This is a genomic window from Enterobacter sp. SM3 (assembly GCF_009811935.2).
GTDB classification, from domain to species: Bacteria; Pseudomonadota; Gammaproteobacteria; order Enterobacterales; family Enterobacteriaceae; genus Enterobacter; species Enterobacter asburiae_D.
This window is the reverse complement of the sequence record NZ_CP099971.1, coordinates 200740-217496: the sequence shown is the minus strand read 5'-3', so window position 1 is coordinate 217496 and position 16757 is coordinate 200740. Positions and strand designations below refer to the sequence as shown.

The 16757-nt window shown below is 55.8% G+C and carries 14 protein-coding genes; 10 read left to right on the top strand and 4 right to left on the bottom strand.

Annotation, left to right across the window (positions count from 1 at the left end; translation table 11 throughout):
- Positions 1-3: 3 nt before the first annotated feature.
- The gene (xylA, locus tag GVO84_RS00905; RefSeq protein WP_121426086.1) at positions 4-1326 is read right to left on the bottom strand and encodes a xylose isomerase; all 1323 of its coding nucleotides are present in this window, start codon (positions 1324-1326) and stop codon (positions 4-6) included.
- 371 nt (positions 1327-1697) lie between these two features.
- Here xylA and xylF point away from each other — a divergent pair, with 371 nt between their 5' ends.
- From xylF to xylR, 4 genes are all read left to right on the top strand, one after another.
- The gene (gene xylF / locus GVO84_RS00900; RefSeq protein ID WP_032650791.1) at positions 1698-2690 is read left to right on the top strand and encodes a D-xylose ABC transporter substrate-binding protein; all 993 of its coding nucleotides are present in this window, start codon (positions 1698-1700) and stop codon (positions 2688-2690) included.
- Between the two features lie 72 nt (positions 2691-2762).
- Positions 2763-4304, top strand: a complete 1542-nt coding sequence (locus GVO84_RS00895) for a xylose ABC transporter ATP-binding protein (protein WP_121425982.1) — start codon at positions 2763-2765, stop codon at positions 4302-4304.
- Positions 4282-5463 (top strand): xylose ABC transporter permease XylH, encoded by a 1182-nt coding sequence (gene xylH / locus GVO84_RS00890; protein ID WP_024909063.1) that lies wholly within the window; start codon positions 4282-4284, stop codon positions 5461-5463. Before GVO84_RS00895 ends, xylH begins: the two co-directional genes overlap by 23 nt.
- 33 nt (positions 5464-5496) lie before the next feature.
- A complete protein-coding gene (xylR, locus tag GVO84_RS00885) occupies positions 5497-6675 on the top strand; it encodes a D-xylose utilization transcriptional activator XylR (protein ID WP_159515275.1) in 1179 nt (392 codons plus the stop codon).
- A gap of 39 nt (positions 6676-6714) precedes the next feature.
- On the opposite strand, the gene GVO84_RS00880 is transcribed toward xylR, so the two are convergent.
- Positions 6715-7539: a protein bax gene (locus GVO84_RS00880; RefSeq protein ID WP_032661838.1), complete on the bottom strand. Its 825-nt coding sequence runs from the start codon at positions 7537-7539 to the stop codon at positions 6715-6717.
- Between the two features lie 314 nt (positions 7540-7853).
- Here GVO84_RS00880 and GVO84_RS00875 point away from each other — a divergent pair, with 314 nt between their 5' ends.
- Positions 7854-9884, top strand: coding sequence for an alpha-amylase (locus GVO84_RS00875; protein ID WP_159515274.1), 2031 nt, complete (start codon positions 7854-7856; stop codon positions 9882-9884).
- Between the two features lie 246 nt (positions 9885-10130).
- Entirely contained in the window at positions 10131-11384 is a 1254-nt protein-coding gene (gene avtA / locus GVO84_RS00870; RefSeq protein ID WP_121425986.1) for a valine--pyruvate transaminase, read from the top strand.
- 7 nt (positions 11385-11391) lie between these two features.
- Here avtA and GVO84_RS00865 read toward each other — a convergent pair whose 3' ends face one another.
- Complete coding sequence (locus GVO84_RS00865) at positions 11392-11847, bottom strand: 4Fe-4S dicluster domain-containing protein (RefSeq protein WP_159515273.1); 456 nt, start codon at positions 11845-11847, stop codon at positions 11392-11394.
- 3 nt (positions 11848-11850) lie between these two features.
- Entirely contained in the window at positions 11851-12669 is an 819-nt protein-coding gene (gene yiaJ / locus GVO84_RS00860; RefSeq protein ID WP_021242452.1) for an IclR family transcriptional regulator YiaJ, read from the bottom strand.
- A gap of 225 nt (positions 12670-12894) precedes the next feature.
- Here yiaJ and yiaK point away from each other — a divergent pair, with 225 nt between their 5' ends.
- The 4 genes from yiaK to GVO84_RS00840 are packed head-to-tail and all read left to right on the top strand — an operon-like array spanning position 12895 to position 16695.
- Positions 12895-13893, top strand: a complete 999-nt coding sequence (gene yiaK, locus GVO84_RS00855) for a 3-dehydro-L-gulonate 2-dehydrogenase (protein ID WP_121425988.1) — start codon at positions 12895-12897, stop codon at positions 13891-13893.
- 10 nt (positions 13894-13903) lie between these two features.
- A complete protein-coding gene (locus GVO84_RS00850) occupies positions 13904-14371 on the top strand; it encodes a YhcH/YjgK/YiaL family protein (protein WP_159515272.1) in 468 nt (155 codons plus the stop codon).
- A gap of 28 nt (positions 14372-14399) precedes the next feature.
- A complete protein-coding gene (locus GVO84_RS00845; RefSeq protein WP_159515271.1) occupies positions 14400-15329 on the top strand; it encodes a DUF4862 family protein in 930 nt (309 codons plus the stop codon).
- A gap of 46 nt (positions 15330-15375) precedes the next feature.
- Complete coding sequence (locus GVO84_RS00840; protein WP_159515270.1) at positions 15376-16695, top strand: MFS transporter; 1320 nt, start codon at positions 15376-15378, stop codon at positions 16693-16695.
- Positions 16696-16757 lie beyond the last annotated feature (62 nt).

Sequence of the window (16757 nt, the reverse complement as noted above, 5' to 3'; positions counted from 1 at the left end):
CTGTTATTTATCGAACAGGTAGTGATTGACCAGGTTTTCCAGCAGTTCCTGATGCCCGCTCTGGTGCTGCGGCGCCAGCTGATGTTGTTCAGCGTACTTCGCGATTTCGGCAAGCGATAACTGCCCTTTCAAAATTTGCTGGCCCAGCTCACTGTTCCAGCCGCTGTAACGCTTCGCTACGCGTTTATCCAGCTCGCCGTCTTCAATCATTCGAGCCGCCACTTTCAGCGCCAGCGCCATGGTGTCCATCGCGCCAATGTGGCCGTAGAACAGATCGTATTTGTCGGTGCTCTGACGACGCACCTTGGCGTCAAAGTTCAGGCCGCCGGTGGTGAAACCACCCGCTTTGACGATCTCGTACATCACCAGCGCATTCTCTTCCACGCTGTTCGGGAACTGGTCGGTGTCCCAGCCCAGCTGTGCATCGCCGCGGTTCGCATCGACAGAGCCGAAGATACCCAGCGCAATCGCAGACGCGATCTCGTGATGGAAAGAGTGACCCGCCAGCGTGGCGTGGTTGGCCTCAATGTTCACTTTAATCTCTTTTTCCAGGCCGAACTGCTTCAGGAAGCCATACACCGTCGCCACGTCGTAGTCATACTGATGTTTGGTTGGCTCCTGCGGTTTCGGCTCGATCAGCAGCGTGCCGCGGAAGCCGATTTTGTGCTTATGGTCGACAACCATCTGCATAAAGCGGCCAATTTGTTCGCGCTCCTGGCGCAGGTCGGTGTTGAGCAGGGTTTCATAGCCTTCACGGCCCCCCCACAGGACATAGTTTTCACCGCCCAGCTGATGCGTGGCGTTCATTGCCGTCACCACCTGCGTGGCCGCCCAGCTAAACACGTCCGGATCCGGGTTAGTTGCCGCGCCCGCGCCGTAGCGAGGGTTGGTGAAGCAGTTTGCCGTGCCCCAGAGCAGCTTCACGCCGCTTTGCTGCTGTTTCGCCGCCAGCACATCCACCATCTGCGCGAAGTTGTTCAGATACTCTTTCAGCGACGCGCCTTCCGGCGATACGTCCACGTCATGGAAGCAGTAGTACGGCACGTTCAGCTTGTGGAAGAACTCAAACGCCACATCGGCTTTGCGTTTTGCCAGCTCGATGGCCTCACCCGGCTGCTGCCACGGGCGGTCAAAGGACCCCACGCCGAACATATCGGCGCCGTTCCAGCAGAAGGTATGCCAGTAACAGGCGGCAAAGCGCAGATGATCTTCCATGCGCTTACCCAGCACCAGCTCATCCGGGTTGTAGTGACGAAATGCTAAAGGATTGGTCGTTTTTGGGCCTTCGTAACGAACACGATCGAGTTGGTCGAAATAAGCTTGCATATTGAGCTCCATAATCAGGGTATGCGGCGAGTCGTTGATACAGGAGTAATAGTGAATAGACATTTTGGGTTGCTCAATTACGTTATTTCACACTGCTATTGAGAGAATGCACAACTGTGCGCTGGCTCGCAAAATAATGCGCAGACAAACTATTTTTCGGCGCGTATTCCAGAATCAAATGTAATTAAGACGTTACGTATTTTAAAATCCGATCGCGGTCATAAATTCAGAAATAAACCAAATATCATAATGAGAAGATAAAAATCTGTAATTGCCAGCCCGCCTTTCCGCGTTAAAAATTTGCTGCGTCTCAGCAGTGAATGTTTCTTTTATCTCAGCAACACATACCCCTACAAAAAGGCCTAATAATTATGAAGATAAAGAACCTGACTCTAACGCTTTGCACTACGCTCCTCCTTGCAAGCTTTGCAGGACATGCCAAAGAGGTCAAAATTGGCATGGCGATTGACGACCTGCGTCTGGAGCGCTGGCAAAAAGATCGCGATATTTTTGTTAAAAAAGCAGAATCCCTCGGCGCCAGCGTGTTTGTTCAGTCGGCTAACGGCAACGAAGAAACACAAATGTCGCAGATCGAGAATATGATCAACCGTGGCGTCGATGTCCTGGTCATTATCCCCTATAACGGCCAGGTATTAAGTAACGTGGTGAAAGAAGCCAAACAGGAAGGCATAAAAGTCCTGGCCTATGACCGCATGATTAATAATGCGGACATTGATTATTATATTTCATTCGACAATGAAAAAGTCGGGGAATTACAGGCGCAAAGCCTGATCGATAAAGTGCCTCAGGGCAATTATTTCCTGATGGGCGGCTCTCCGGTGGATAACAACGCCAAACTGTTCCGCGAAGGGCAAATGAAAGTCCTTAAGCCGTACATCGACAACGGGAAAATTAAAGTGGTTGGCGATCAGTGGGCCGACGGCTGGCTGCCAGAAAACGCGCTGAAGATTATGGAAAACGCGCTGACGGCCAACAACAACAAAATTGACGCGGTTGTGGCCTCTAACGATGCCACCGCAGGCGGCGCTATCCAGGCCCTGAGCGCCCAGGGGCTGGCCGGTAAAGTCGCCATTTCAGGACAGGATGCCGATCTGGCTGGCGTAAAACGCATTATCGCAGGCACCCAAACCATGACGGTCTACAAACCGATTACCCAACTGGCCAATACGGCGGCGGAAATCGCCGTAGAGCTGGGCAATGGCAAACAACCTAAAGCAGACGCGACCCTGAATAACGGGCTGAAAGACGTTCCGGCGCGCCTGCTCACACCGATTGAAGTCAACAAAGAGAACATTGACGCCACCGTGGTTAAAGACGGTTTCCACAAGAAGAGCGAACTGTAATCCGGCGCGGCCCCTGCTCTGCGGGGGCGCATCACGTTGTACTGTTCTTCCTTCGGGTTATGTGGAGCGGTTATGCCTTATTTACTTGAAATGAAAAGCATCACCAAACGCTTCGGCACGGTGAAAGCCGTCGACAACGTCAGCCTCCGGTTGAACCCCGGCGAAGTGGTTTCGCTGTGCGGTGAGAACGGTTCGGGCAAGTCGACGCTGATGAAAGTGTTGTGCGGGATATACCCACACGGCAGCTACGAAGGTGAAATCGTCTTTGCCGGTGAAGTTATCCAGGCGACACACATCCGCGATACCGAACGCAAAGGCATCGCCATCATTCACCAGGAGCTGGCGCTGGTGAAGCATCTCACCGTGCTGGAGAATATCTTCCTCGGGGCCGAAATTTCCCGCCACGGCGTGCTGGATTACGACACCATGACGCTCCGCTGCGAAAAGCTGCTGGCGCAGGTGAGCCTCAACATTTCACCGGATACCCGCGTGGGGGATCTGGGCCTCGGGCAACAGCAGCTGGTCGAAATAGCGAAAGCGCTAAATAAACAGGTCAGGCTGCTGATCCTTGATGAGCCCACGGCCTCGCTCACCGAACAGGAAACCGCGGTTCTGCTCAATATCATCCGCGACCTGCAAAACCACGGCATCGCCTGTATCTACATCTCGCACAAGCTGAACGAGGTTAAAGCCATTTCGGACACCATCTGCGTGATCCGCGACGGGCAACACATCGGCACGCGTGAAGCCGCCGGGATGAGCGAGGATGACATCATCACCATGATGGTGGGCCGCGAGCTAACGGCACTTTACCCGAATGAACCCCACGCAACAGGTGATGAAGTGCTGCGCGTGGAAAACCTGACCGCGTGGCACCCCGTTAACCGCCACATTAAGCGCGTCAATAACGTCTCGTTTTCCCTTCGCCGTGGCGAAATTCTTGGGATAGCGGGCCTCGTCGGTGCCGGGCGCACCGAAGCCGTACAGTGTCTGTTTGGCGTGTGGCCGGGGCGCTGGGAGGGCACGATTTATATCGACGGTCAGCCGGTGAAAATCGACAACTGCCAGCAGGCGATTGCCCGCGGCATTGCCATGGTCCCGGAAGATCGTAAAAAAGACGGCATCGTGCCGGTCATGGCTGTGGGTAAAAACATTACGCTTGCGGCACTCGATCGGTTCTCCGGCGCGCTGAGCAGCCTGGACGATGCCGCCGAGCAGCAGTGCATCCTCCAGTCGCTTGCCCGGCTGAAGGTCAAAACCTCTTCACCGGAGCTGGCGATAGGCCGCCTGAGCGGCGGCAACCAGCAGAAGGCGATTCTGGCGCGCTGCCTGCTTCTCAATCCACGCATATTAATCCTTGATGAGCCCACGCGCGGGATTGATATCGGTGCCAAATATGAAATCTACAAACTGATTAATCAGCTTGTACAGCAAGGGATTGCCGTCATTGTCATTTCGTCTGAGTTACCCGAAGTGCTCGGCCTGAGCGACCGCGTGCTGGTCATGCACGAGGGAAAACTGAAAGCCAACCTGATTAACCAGAACCTGACGCAGGAGCAGGTGATGGAAGCCGCTTTAAGGAGCGAACGTCATGTCGAAAAGCAATCCGTCTGATATCAAAGTCGCTGTTCCGACGCCCGGTGCGTTCGCGGGGCTAAAAGCGCTTAACCTGCAGGTTTTCGTGATGATCGCGGCGATCATCGTCATCATGTTGTTCTTCACGTGGATGACGGATGGCTCTTACCTGAGCGCGCGTAACGTCTCCAACCTGCTCCGCCAGACCGCCATCACCGGCATTCTGGCCGTGGGCATGGTGTTCGTGATTATCTCCGCGGAAATCGACCTGTCGGTCGGTTCGATGATGGGGCTCCTCGGCGGCGTGGCGGCGATTTTTGACGTCTGGCTCGGCTGGCCGCTGCCGCTGACCGTGGCGGTCACGCTGGTGCTGGGTCTGGTTCTGGGAGCCTGGAACGGCTGGTGGGTTGCCTACCGTAAGGTGCCATCGTTCATTGTCACCCTGGCGGGGATGCTGGCCTTCCGCGGGATCTTAATCGGCATCACCAACGGCACCACCGTCTCCCCCACCAGTGCGGCCATGTCGCAGATTGGCCAGAGTTACCTCTCAGATAGCGTGGGCTTTACCCTCGGTGTGATTGGGTTGCTGGCCTTTGTCGCGTGGCAGTGGCGTGGACGCATGCGCCGTCAGGCGCTGGGGCTGGCTTCTCCGGCGTCAACCTCGGTGGTGGGGCGTCAGGCGCTCACGGCGGTCATTGTGCTGGGCGCCATTTGGCTTCTTAACGACTATCGCGGTGTCCCGACCCCCGTCCTGCTGCTGGCGCTTTTACTGCTGGGCGGCATGTTTATGGCCACGCGCACCGCGTTTGGCCGCCGTATTTATGCCATTGGCGGCAACCTTGAAGCTGCCCGCCTCTCGGGTATCAATGTCGAGCGCACCAAGCTGGCGGTCTTCGCCATTAACGGCCTGATGGTCGCTATCGCCGGGCTGATCCTCAGCTCGCGTCTCGGAGCTGGATCGCCCTCCGCCGGTAACATTGCCGAACTGGATGCTATCGCCGCCTGCGTCATTGGCGGCACCAGCCTCGCAGGGGGTATCGGTAGCGTGGCGGGCGCGGTCATGGGGGCATTTATCATGGCGTCGTTGGATAACGGGATGAGTATGATGGACGTCCCGACGTTTTGGCAGTATATCGTCAAGGGGGCCATTCTTTTACTGGCAGTCTGGATGGACTCGGCCACCAAGCGACGGGCCTGATAACCGTATTGTGACTTAATTGGGAAGTGAGCCATGTTTGAAAAGCGTCACCGCATTACGTTGTTATTCAATGCCAATAAAGCCTACGACCGTCAGGTGGTAGAAGGTGTTGGTGAATATTTGCAGGCGTCGCAATCTGAATGGGATATTTTTATTGAAGAAGATTTTCGCACCCGTCTGGAGAACATCAAAGAGTGGCTGGGCGATGGCGTCATCGCCGACTATGACGATCCCGTCATCGAGCAGCTGCTGACCGACGTCGACGTCCCGATTGTGGGCGTCGGCGGCTCCTACCATGCGCCCGAACACTATCCGCCGGTCCACTATATTGCCACCGATAACCATGCCCTGGTCGAGGCCGCCTTTCTTCATTTAAAAGAGAAAGGCGTCCATCGCTTCGCGTTTTATGGGTTACCGGCCACCAGCGGCAAGCGCTGGGCCGTTGAACGCGAACACGCGTTTTGCCAGCTGGTCGCGAAGGAAAAGTATCGCGGTGTGGTGTACCAGGGGCTGGAGACCGCGCCGGAAAACTGGCAGCACGCGCAAAACCGCCTGGCGGACTGGCTGCAAACGCTGCCGCCGCAAACCGGTATTATTGCCGTGACGGACGCGCGCGCGCGGCACGTGCTGCAGGTCTGCGAACACTTACACATTCCGGTGCCCGAAAAGCTGTGCGTGATTGGCATTGATAACGAAGAACTGACCCGCTATCTGTCTCGCGTGGCGCTCTCCTCTGTTGCACAGGGCACGCGTCAGATGGGTTATCAGGCGGCGAAGCTGCTGCATCGTCTGCTGGATAAAGAATCTCTGCCCCTTCAGCGCTTGCTCGTGCCTCCTGTCCGCGTCGTAGAACGTCGCTCAACTGATTATCGCTCCTTAAGCGACCCCGCCGTCATTCAGGCCATGCACTATATTCGCAACCACGCCTGCAAAGGGATTAAGGTCGATCAGGTGCTGGATTCGGTGGGCATTTCGCGCTCGAATCTGGAGAAGCGTTTTAAAGAAGAGGTGGGCGAAACCATTCATGCCGTCATCCATGCTGAAAAGCTGGAGAAAGCACGCAGCCTGCTCATTTCCACGTCGCTGTCGATCAACGAAATCTCGCAGATGTGCGGTTACCCGTCTCTGCAATATTTCTATTCGGTGTTCCGCAAAGAGTATGACACCACGCCGAAGGAGTATCGGGATCGCCACAGCGAGGTGCTGATATAGAAAAGAAAACGCCTTCCAGTGGAAGGCGTTTTTTTGAGATTACATATGGGCGGCGATTAAGCGCTGGTTATCCTGGTACATGGCGAACAGATAGTTGTTATAGCTCTGTCCCTTTGTCGAATAACCTTTCAGCTTGTGGATCATCGTACTGGCCGTCACTTCCTGGTCCGCTTTACGCAGCTGAGCGCGTGATTTACGGAACGATGAGTAGGCCGGGTGCGTGTTCAGATTTACCACGTAGGCGCTGACGGAATCTTTCACAGATTCAAACTGCGAATAGCCTTTCACCTTGCCAGGGGCATTGTTACAACGACCTTTCACACATTTCATGCCGAAAAGGTTGTTGTTGCTACGCGCAAGCTTAGACGTCCCCCAGCCGCTTTCGGCAGCAGCCATGGTCGCAACCATGCTGCCCGGGATGATATCTACACGCTCAAGGAGAGCATTCCACGGCACACGACGCGTGTTACCGTTCCAGCTCAGCTTGTAGCGCTTCGTGATATCTTTCAGACGCGCGCGCTCTGACGGCGACCAGCGGCTATCGTACTGTTTGGAAATCAGCCAGTTACGATCCGCAGTAATCGCGGCATTTTGACTCGTGATGTAAGGCATTACCGTCCGGAGAAACGCTTTTTTCCTTGGTGTTCCGGAAGGGTATTTTCGCAAATCAGGAAGTGAACTACTCTTTGCACTATTGCGAGAATACTCTTGTTTACTGCTAACCTTACTACTTGTCGTCTTTATTACGTGGGCTTTCTTACTCGTTGTATCCGTGTGCGTCTTCGCAAGCACCTCACCCGAAAATGCCGTGGTGAGTAACATGAGTATCGCAGCCCCATATCGTCGAATGGGAGTCGATATCATTAGGTCTCCTGGTCGGATGTAATCATCCCAACACCTTATTTTTTTCACAAATTTGAGAGCGGAATCTCAAATCATATCAAAAATAGACTTCAAGAGCACGTATAGAAATAGTCCAATTCCGAAACTATGTCACCTGAAACTTGCTCATAAAAAAATCATTCCGCAGAAACTGTGTGCGCTATCGCAGATAACTGCCTAATTTTGCGCGAGATCACTCATCCTCACGCATCCTCCTGGCAGAAAGCGGCAGGGGATGAGTTTTTGCCCCCCGCCTGATGGCACACTGGTCAAAAATGCCGCGACAGGAAAAAGGAATGAAACGTACCGCATTAGCCTTTCTGATGTTACCCGCACTGGCGCATGCCGACTGGTCATCGCCGGGGTTTAGCGCCTTTAGCGCCGAAGGCACCGGGGTCTTCACCAGCCAGGCAAAGCTTGCGAAGGGTACGCATCCTCTGACGCTGAGTTTTGACAAGACGTGCTGGCAGCCTGCGGACGCGATAAAACTCAATGAGATGCTGTCGCTCAAGCCCTGTGACGGCACGCCACCGCAGTGGCGCCTTTTCCGCGACGGTGACTACCAGATGCGGATTGATACCCGCTCCGGCACGCCCACCCTAATGCTGACGATTCAGAGTGCCGCAGAACAGCCGGTTGCAAACGTCATCCGCCAGTGTCCGAAGTGGGACGGCAAACCGCTGACGCTGGACGTCAGCAGTACCTTCCCGGAAGGCTCCGTGGTGCGCGACTTCTACAGTAAACAGACGGCAACGGTGCAGAATGGAAAAATAACCCTGCAGCCAGCCGCCAACAGCAACGGCCTGCTGCTGCTTGAGCGCGCCGAAACCGACAAGCCTGCGCCGTTTAGCTGGCAAAACGCCACCGTCTATTTTGTACTGACCGACCGCTATGTGAATGGTGACCCGGGCAACGACAACAGTTACGGTCGCCATAAAGACGGCATGCAGGAGATTGGCACCTTCCACGGCGGTGACCTCAAGGGACTCGCCGGCAAGCTCGACTACTTACAGCAACTGGGGGTGAATGCGCTCTGGATAAGCTCTCCGCTTGAGCAGATCCACGGCTGGGTTGGCGGTGGCACCAAAGGTGATTTCCCGCATTACGCCTATCACGGCTACTACACCCAGGACTGGACAAAGCTCGACGCCAATATGGGCACTGAGGATGACCTGCGCCAGCTTGTCGACGAAGCGCATAAGCGCGGGATCCGCATTCTGTTCGATATCGTCATGAACCACGTTGGCTATGCCACGCTGGCAGACATGCAGGAGTATCAGTTTGGAGCCCTGTACCTGCAGGGTGATGAGCTGAAAAAGATGCTGGGAGAACGCTGGACGGACTGGAAGCCGGGCGCGGGCCAAAGCTGGCACAGCTTTAACGACTACATCAACTTTAGCGACAAAGCCGCATGGGAAAAATGGTGGGGTAAAAAGTGGATCCGCACCGATATCGGCGATTACGACAACCCTGGCTTTGATGATTTGACCATGTCGCTGGCATTTCTGCCGGATCTGAAAACGGAATCCACGACGCCTTCCGGATTGCCAAACTTTTACCAACACAAGCCCGATACCCTCGCGAAGGCCATCCCGGGATATACCCCGCGCGATTATCTGACCCACTGGCTCAGCCAGTGGGTACGTGACTACGGCATCGACGGTTTCCGGGTGGATACGGCTAAACACGTTGAGCTTGCGGCCTGGCAACAGCTGAAAGACCAGGCAAGCCAGGCGCTGGCCGCCTGGAAAGGGGCGAACCCGGACAAAAAGCTCGACAACGCACCGTTCTGGATGACCGGGGAATCCTGGGGCCACGGGGTGATGCAAAGCGATTATTACCGCCACGGTTTTGATGCGATGATCAACTTTGATTATCAGGAGCAGGCGGCAAAAGCGGTGGATTGCCTGGCCGACATGGATCTCACCTGGCAGCAGATGGCGGAGAAGCTGCAAAGCTTCAACGTGCTGAGCTATCTCTCATCACACGATACGCGTCTGTTCCGCGAAGGGGGCCAGCGCGCGGCGGAGCTGCTTCTGCTGGCGCCGGGCAGCGTACAAATCTATTACGGGGATGAATCCGAGCGTCCGTTTGGGCCAACAGGCTCCGACCCGCTGCAGGGCACCCGTTCGGATATGAACTGGCAGGACGTCACGGGCAAGCAGGCCCTAACCGTCGCCCACTGGCAAACGCTGGGCCAGTTCCGCGCCCGCCATCCGGCGATCGGTGAAGGCAAGCAAACCACGCTGTCGCTGAAAGAGGGGTACGGCTTCGTGCGCGAGCACAATGGCGATAAGGTGATGGTGGTATGGGCAGGTAATCAGTAGACCACACCCCTCACCCTAACCCTAACCCTCTCCCCACAGGGGAGAGGGAATTGCACTGTGCGGTCTTTCCCCCTCGCCCCTTTGGGGAGAGGGCCGGGGTGAGGGGCACTCTCCAGAACTATTCACTACACAAATCCAACTCTGCCATACAAAACAACAAATCCGACCACATCACCCGATTTGCACCAGCACGGTGCTAGCGTTATGGTTACCCACTTTCAAAATAAGCTCGACAGATCACCTGCTATGACGTTTTCACTTTTCGGCGACAAATTTACCCGCCATTCAGGCATTACTCGCCTGATGGAGGACCTCAACGACGGGCTGCGCACACCGGGCGCAATCATGCTCGGCGGCGGAAACCCGGCTCAAATCCCGGAGATGACGACCTATTTCCAGACGCTGCTCGCTCAGATGCTGGAAAACGGCAAAGCAACCGATGCGCTTTGCAATTACGACGGCCCGCAGGGTAAAACCGAGCTGTTGGCACTCCTTGCCGAAATGCTGCGTGACGAGCTGGGTTGGGATATCGAACCACAGAATATTGCACTGACAAACGGCAGCCAGAGCGCGTTTTTCTACTTGTTTAACCTGTTCGCAGGGCGTCGCGCCGACGGCACCACCAAAAAAGTGCTGTTCCCGCTGGCACCGGAGTATATCGGCTACGCTGATTCCGGCCTGGAAGAGGATCTGTTCGTCTCCGCGCGCCCGAACATTGAGCTGCTGCCGGAAGGCCAGTTCAAATATCACGTCGATTTTGAACACCTGCATATTGGTGAAGAGACGGGCATGATCTGCGTATCGCGTCCGACTAACCCAACGGGCAACGTGATCACCGATGACGAGCTGATGAAGCTGGATGCGCTCGCGAATCAGCACGGCATTCCGCTGGTGATCGATAACGCCTACGGCGTTCCGTTCCCGGGCATTATCTTCAGCGAAGCACGTCCGCTTTGGAACCCGAACATTGTCCTGTGCATGAGCCTCTCTAAGCTGGGTCTGCCGGGCAGCCGCTGCGGCATCATCATCGCTAACGAGAAAATCATCACCGCCATTACCAATATGAACGGCATTATCAGCCTTTCACCGGGCGGCATTGGCCCGGCGATGATGTGCGAAATGATTAAGCGCAACGACCTGCTGCGTCTGTCCAATGACGTGATCAAACCGTTCTACTACCAGCGCGTTCAGGAGACAATTGCGACAATTCGCCGCTATTTGCCGGAAGAACGCTGCCTGATCCACAAGCCTGAAGGGGCGATTTTCCTGTGGCTGTGGTTTAAGGATTTGCCGATCACCACCGAGCTGCTTTACCAGCGCCTGAAAAAGCGCGGCGTGCTGATGGTACCAGGCGATTACTTCTTCCCGGGGCTCGATAAGCCGTGGCCGCATACTCACCAGTGCATGCGCATGAACTATGTGCCCGACCCGGAAAAAATCGAAGCGGGGGTTAAGATCCTCGCCGAAGAAATCGAAAAAGCCTGGCGCGAAGACGGTTAGTAAAACCCTACGCCAGATAACGTTGCCGCTCGGCGCGTAATCTGGCGGGATCGACACAGCTTAACGCGTGGGTTGGACAGGCCTCAACGCAGGCCGGTCCGCCTTCGCGATGCGCACATAAATCACATTTCAGCGCCTGCGGCTTATTTCCCTCCAGACGAACCTGCATCGCCCCAAACGGACACGCCACCACACAGCTTTTGCACCCGATGCAGCGCGTCTGCTCAACGAGCCAGGCTCCCGCCGTACGGCTGATGGCATGGGTTGGACAGACGTTAGCACAGGGCGCATCCTCGCACTGATGGCAACCCACGGCCGTCGTGTAGGCGCCCCCCTTAACCACCCGAAGGCGGGGCGTAAAGGCATGAGCGGAGACAGCGCTCTGATGCGACACCGCGCAGGCCACTTCGCAGGTGCGGCACCCAATGCATTTTTCCGCATCCGCCATGATAAATCGGTTCATCTGTTACGCCTCGCGCACGTTAAAACCCAGCTCTTTTGAGATAGCCTCTGCCGTTTCGCGCAGCGGCTTGAGCAGGTTCTTCTCACCCACCTGCTTCATGCGCGACGTCGACAGCGAAATGGAGATCGCATACGGCACGCGGCCGTGGATATCAAAGACCGGCACGGCAATGCAGGAAACCCCCAGCTCGTTCTCTTCTTTGTCCATCGCCATGCTGCGATCGCGAATTTCCGCCAGCTCATCATACATCGCACTCAGCTCAGTGATGGTGTTGCGCGTCAAAGGTTGGATCTGTTCCTGATGGCTTTCCCAGTAGCTCGCCACGTAGTCCTGATGACCAAACGCCATGTAGATCTTGCCCATTGCGGAGCAGTAGAGCGGCATATGCTGACCGATATAGGCGCGCGTGCGCAGCATACCGGTTGTCGGTTCGAGCTTGTAAATCAGGATCGCGTGGTCGTCTTCCCGGCTGGAGAAGTTCACCGTCTCGCCGGTCGCGATGTTCAGCGCTTCGAGGTGCGGAGCGGCCACGTGGATGATATTCAGCGACGACAGCGCCTTTTGCCCGACGGCGATAAATTTGGTGGTCAGGCGATAGCTGCCCGCCGCGGGTGCCGGGGTCACATACCCGCACGACTGTAGCCCCTGCAGCAAGCGGTGCACGGTGCTCTTATTCAGCCCCGCCAGTTCCGATAAATGCGCAAGCGGACATCCGTTCGGATAGTTGCTGAGGATTTCAATCAGCATCAGGCCGCGAAACAAGCTCTGGCTGCCTGCTGGCCTCTCTTTTTCTTGCGTCATTTCGCTCTCTTTCATGCTCATTAAATGGCTCCTTTTTGTCGCGCCCTGATGGTAGCGCAAAGTGTGGTTCAGTTCACGATCTCAACAGAAAAAACACAACCTTTTGATTTTAATCGATTTTGAAAAACATGAATGTCGTTGATCTGACAAAATTTGATCGCTATATTTGAAATCAGATTCCGCATAGTGAAATTTAGCGATAAAAAAGCACTCGCACTTGCCCCTTAAAAGAACAGGAGAACAGGGATGAAAGTGACCTTTGAAGAGTTGAAAGCGGCGTTCAATCGGGTCCTGCTCGATCGCGGCGTGAAAGCTGAAACCGCAGACGCCTGCGCCGAGATGTTCGCCCGCACCACGGAGTCCGGCGTCTATTCGCACGGCGTTAACCGCTTCCCGCGCTTTATTCAGCAGCTTGATGCAGGCGATATCATTCCCGACGCACAGCCAAAACGGGTGATGACATTAGGGGCTATCGAACAGTGGGACGCCCAGCGCGCCATCGGAAACCTGACGGCGAAAAAAATGATGGATCGCGCCACCGAGCTGGCGTCCGACCACGGCATCGGTCTGGTGGCACTGCGCAACGCGAACCACTGGATGCGCGGCGGCAGCTACGGCTGGCAGGCGGCGGAGAAGGGCTATATCGGCATTTGCTGGACCAACTCTATCGCCGTGATGCCCGCATGGGGATCAAAAGAGTGCTGCATCGGCACCAACCCGCTGATCGTGGCTATTCCCTCTAACCCGATCACCATGGTCGATATGTCGATGTCGATGTTCTCCTACGGCATGCTGGAAGTGAATCGCCTGGCCGGGCGCGAGCTGCCGGTCGATGGCGGCTTCGACGACGAGGGCAATCTCACCCGAGAGCCGGGCGTGATTGAGAAAAACCGCCGTATTCTGCCGATGGGCTACTGGAAAGGGTCCGGCTTATCCATCGTGCTCGATATGATCGCCACCCTGCTCTCCAACGGATCCTCCGTCGCGGAAGTGACCCAGGACAACAGCGACGAGTATGGCGTGTCGCAGATCTTTATCGCCATCGAGGTTGATCGCCTGGTCGACGGCCCAACACGAGATGCCAAACTGCAGCGCATCATGGACTTCGTCACCACCGCCGAACGCGCTGATGAAAACGTCGCCGTCCGTCTGCCGGGGCATGAATTCACCCGTTTGCTGGAAGAGAACCGCCGTAACGGCATCACGGTTGACGACAGCGTGTGGGCGAAAATCCAGTCTCTGTAAGGAGTGGACCATGATATTCGGACATATTTCCCAGCCAAATCCGTGTCGCCTGCCGCGGGCGATTGAAAAAGCACTTCATTTTCTTCGCACTACGGATTTCACCACCCTGGCGCCAGGCGTGGTGGAAATTGAAGGCCGCACTATTTTTGCCCAGGTTCTCGACCTGACGACAAAGGAACCGCACGAGAACCGTCCTGAAGTGCACCGCCGCTATCTGGATATTCAGTTTTTGGCATGGGGTGAAGAGAAAATCGGTATCGCTATTGATACCGGCAATAACGAAATAAGCGAATCATTACTGGAACAGCGGGATATTATTTTTTATCACGACAGCGAAAATGAATCCTTTATCGAAATGACACCCGGCAGCTATGCCCTATTTTTCCCGCAGGATGTGCATCGTCCTGCCTGTATTAAAAACAAGGGATCCGCAATTCGTAAAATTGTGGTGAAAGTGGCAATCAGCGAATTAGATTAGTTTTCTGATATATATACAGGAACGCGAAATGACCAATACCGGTTTTATTATTGGTGCGTACCCCTGCGCACCCTCGTTTCACCAGAAAGGGGAACAAGAAGAACAAACCTTCTGGCGGGAACTTTCCGACACGCCGAACATTCGTGGCCTGGAACAGCCGTGCCTTGAACATCTCCATCCGTTTGGGGATGAATGGCTGTTCCGCCATACGCCGGGTGACTGGCAAATCGTCGTCACCGCAGTCATGGAAACCATGCGCCGCCGCGGCAGCAGCAACGGCGCGTTTGGCCTGGCCTCAGCCGACGAAGCGCAGCGTAAAGCGTGCGTTGATTTCTACCGTCATCTGCAACAGAGAATTACTGCCGTGAACGCTCGCTTCCCGGGCAAAGTGATTGCCCTGGAGATGCAGGCAGCCCCGCAGGCGGGCAATGCTTCCATCGAACAGGCTACCGAGGCGTTTTCCCGCTCGATTCGGGAAATCGCGGGCTGGGACTGGGACTGCGATCTGGTGCTGGAACACTGCGATGCCATGAACGGTCCGGCACCGCGCAAGGGCTTCCTGCCCCTGGAGCAGGTGCTGGAGGTGGTGAAAGACACCGATATCAGCGTCTGCATCAACTGGGCGCGTTCGGCCATCGAAGGCCGCAGCACGACCCTTCCGCTTGACCACGTTAAGGCCGCGCTCAACGCCGGGAAACTGGGTGCACTGATGTTTTCGGGCACGACCAGCCACGGGGAGTACGGAGAATGGCAGGATCTGCACGCGCCGTTTTCTTCATTCTGCGCCGACAGTTTGATGTCAGCTGAACACGCAAAATCACTCTTTACTGCGGCGAGCGCCGCAACGTTGAAATTCTCCGGTATTAAATTACTGGAAATAAATGCTAATGCTGACGTCAGTCATCGCATCGCTATTTTGCGTGACGGTATTAGCGAAATGAATAAAGCAACACAATAACAATAAAAATATCCCTATTCCGGTTACATTGACTGAGACAGTAAATATGAACACTTACTCGAATACTCTACAAGCGGACATTCCGCGCCAGCGCTGGCTAAGAATCATTCCTCCCATTCTTATCGCCTGCATTATTTCATATATGGACCGCGTGAATATCGCTTTTGCGATGCCGGGTGGTATGGATGAAGAATTAGGTATTACCGCCACTATGGCGGGCCTGGCAGGTGGGATCTTCTTTATCGGCTATCTGTTCCTGCAGGTTCCCGGCGGCAAGATTGCCGTCCACGGCAGCGGCAAGAAGTTTATCGGCTGGTCGCTGGTTGCCTGGGCGGTGATCTCGGTGCTCACGGGTCTGGTGACGAATCAGTATCAGCTGCTGGTGCTGCGCTTCTTACTCGGCGTGGCGGAAGGCGGGATGCTGCCCGTTGTGCTCACCATGATCAGCAACTGGTTTCCGGATGCCGAGCGCGGTCGCGCCAATGCCATTGTGATCATGTTCGTACCCATCGCCGGGATTATCACCGCCCCGCTGTCGGGCTGGATTATTACCGCACTCGACTGGCGCTGGCTGTTCATCATTGAAGGTCTGATGTCCGTCGTTGTGCTGGTGCTGTGGGCGTTCACCGTGTACGACCGACCGCAGGAAGCGCGCTGGATCTCAGAGGCGGAGAAAAACTATCTGGTGCAAACGCTGGCGGCGGAGCAGCAGGCCATCGCCGGAAAAGAGGTAAAAAATGCCTCGCTCAGCGCCGTGCTGTCCGACAAAACCATGTGGCAGCTGATCGCCCTGAACTTCTTCTACCAGACCGGGATTTACGGTTACACCCTCTGGCTGCCGACCATCCTGAAAGAGCTGACGCACACCAGCATTGGTCAGGTGGGCATGCTCGCCATCCTGCCTTACATCGGCGCCATTGCGGGCATGTTCCTGTTCTCTACGCTTTCTGACCGCACCGGCAAGCGCAAGCTGTTTGTCTCCCTGCCGTTGATTGGCTTTGCACTCTGCATGTTCCTCTCTGTGGCGCTGAAAGAGAGTACCTGGCTGGCGTATTCAGCGCTGGTGGGCTGCGGGTTCTTCCTGCAATCCGCCGCGGGCGTGTTCTGGACCATTCCGGCGCGACTGTTCAGCGCAGAGATGGCGGGCGGCGCGCGCGGCGTGATCAACGCCCTGGGCAACCTTGGTGGCTTCTGCGGCCCGTATGCGGTTGGCGTGCTGATCACCCTGTACAGCAAAGATGCGGGCGTTTACTGCCTGGCGGTGTCGCTGGCGCTGGCGTCACTGCTGGCCCTGCTGTTACCGGCGAAATGCGATGCCGGCGCAGAGCCTAATCCCACGGTGACTCCGCATAAGCGTGCGGCCTGATGCCCTCACCCCAGCCCTCTCCCACGGGGAGAGGGAGAAAACCGAACCGGGTCCACCCGGCG

What these genes read in the sequence shown, in the direction of transcription:
- xylA (WP_121426086.1), bottom strand. Translation starts at nt 1,326, where the DNA reads ATGCAAGCTTATTTCGACCAACTCGATCGTGTTCGTTACGAAGGCCCA.
- xylF (WP_032650791.1), top strand. Translation starts at nt 1,698, where the DNA reads ATGAAGATAAAGAACCTGACTCTAACGCTTTGCACTACGCTCCTCCTT.
- GVO84_RS00895 (WP_121425982.1), top strand. Translation starts at nt 2,763, where the DNA reads ATGCCTTATTTACTTGAAATGAAAAGCATCACCAAACGCTTCGGCACG.
- xylH (WP_024909063.1), top strand. Translation starts at nt 4,282, where the DNA reads ATGTCGAAAAGCAATCCGTCTGATATCAAAGTCGCTGTTCCGACGCCC.
- xylR (WP_159515275.1), top strand. Translation starts at nt 5,497, where the DNA reads ATGTTTGAAAAGCGTCACCGCATTACGTTGTTATTCAATGCCAATAAA.
- GVO84_RS00880 (WP_032661838.1), bottom strand. Translation starts at nt 7,539, where the DNA reads ATGATATCGACTCCCATTCGACGATATGGGGCTGCGATACTCATGTTA.
- GVO84_RS00875 (WP_159515274.1), top strand. Translation starts at nt 7,854, where the DNA reads ATGAAACGTACCGCATTAGCCTTTCTGATGTTACCCGCACTGGCGCAT.
- avtA (WP_121425986.1), top strand. Translation starts at nt 10,131, where the DNA reads ATGACGTTTTCACTTTTCGGCGACAAATTTACCCGCCATTCAGGCATT.
- GVO84_RS00865 (WP_159515273.1), bottom strand. Translation starts at nt 11,847, where the DNA reads ATGAACCGATTTATCATGGCGGATGCGGAAAAATGCATTGGGTGCCGC.
- yiaJ (WP_021242452.1), bottom strand. Translation starts at nt 12,669, where the DNA reads ATGAGCATGAAAGAGAGCGAAATGACGCAAGAAAAAGAGAGGCCAGCA.
- yiaK (WP_121425988.1), top strand. Translation starts at nt 12,895, where the DNA reads ATGAAAGTGACCTTTGAAGAGTTGAAAGCGGCGTTCAATCGGGTCCTG.
- GVO84_RS00850 (WP_159515272.1), top strand. Translation starts at nt 13,904, where the DNA reads ATGATATTCGGACATATTTCCCAGCCAAATCCGTGTCGCCTGCCGCGG.
- GVO84_RS00845 (WP_159515271.1), top strand. Translation starts at nt 14,400, where the DNA reads ATGACCAATACCGGTTTTATTATTGGTGCGTACCCCTGCGCACCCTCG.
- GVO84_RS00840 (WP_159515270.1), top strand. Translation starts at nt 15,376, where the DNA reads ATGAACACTTACTCGAATACTCTACAAGCGGACATTCCGCGCCAGCGC.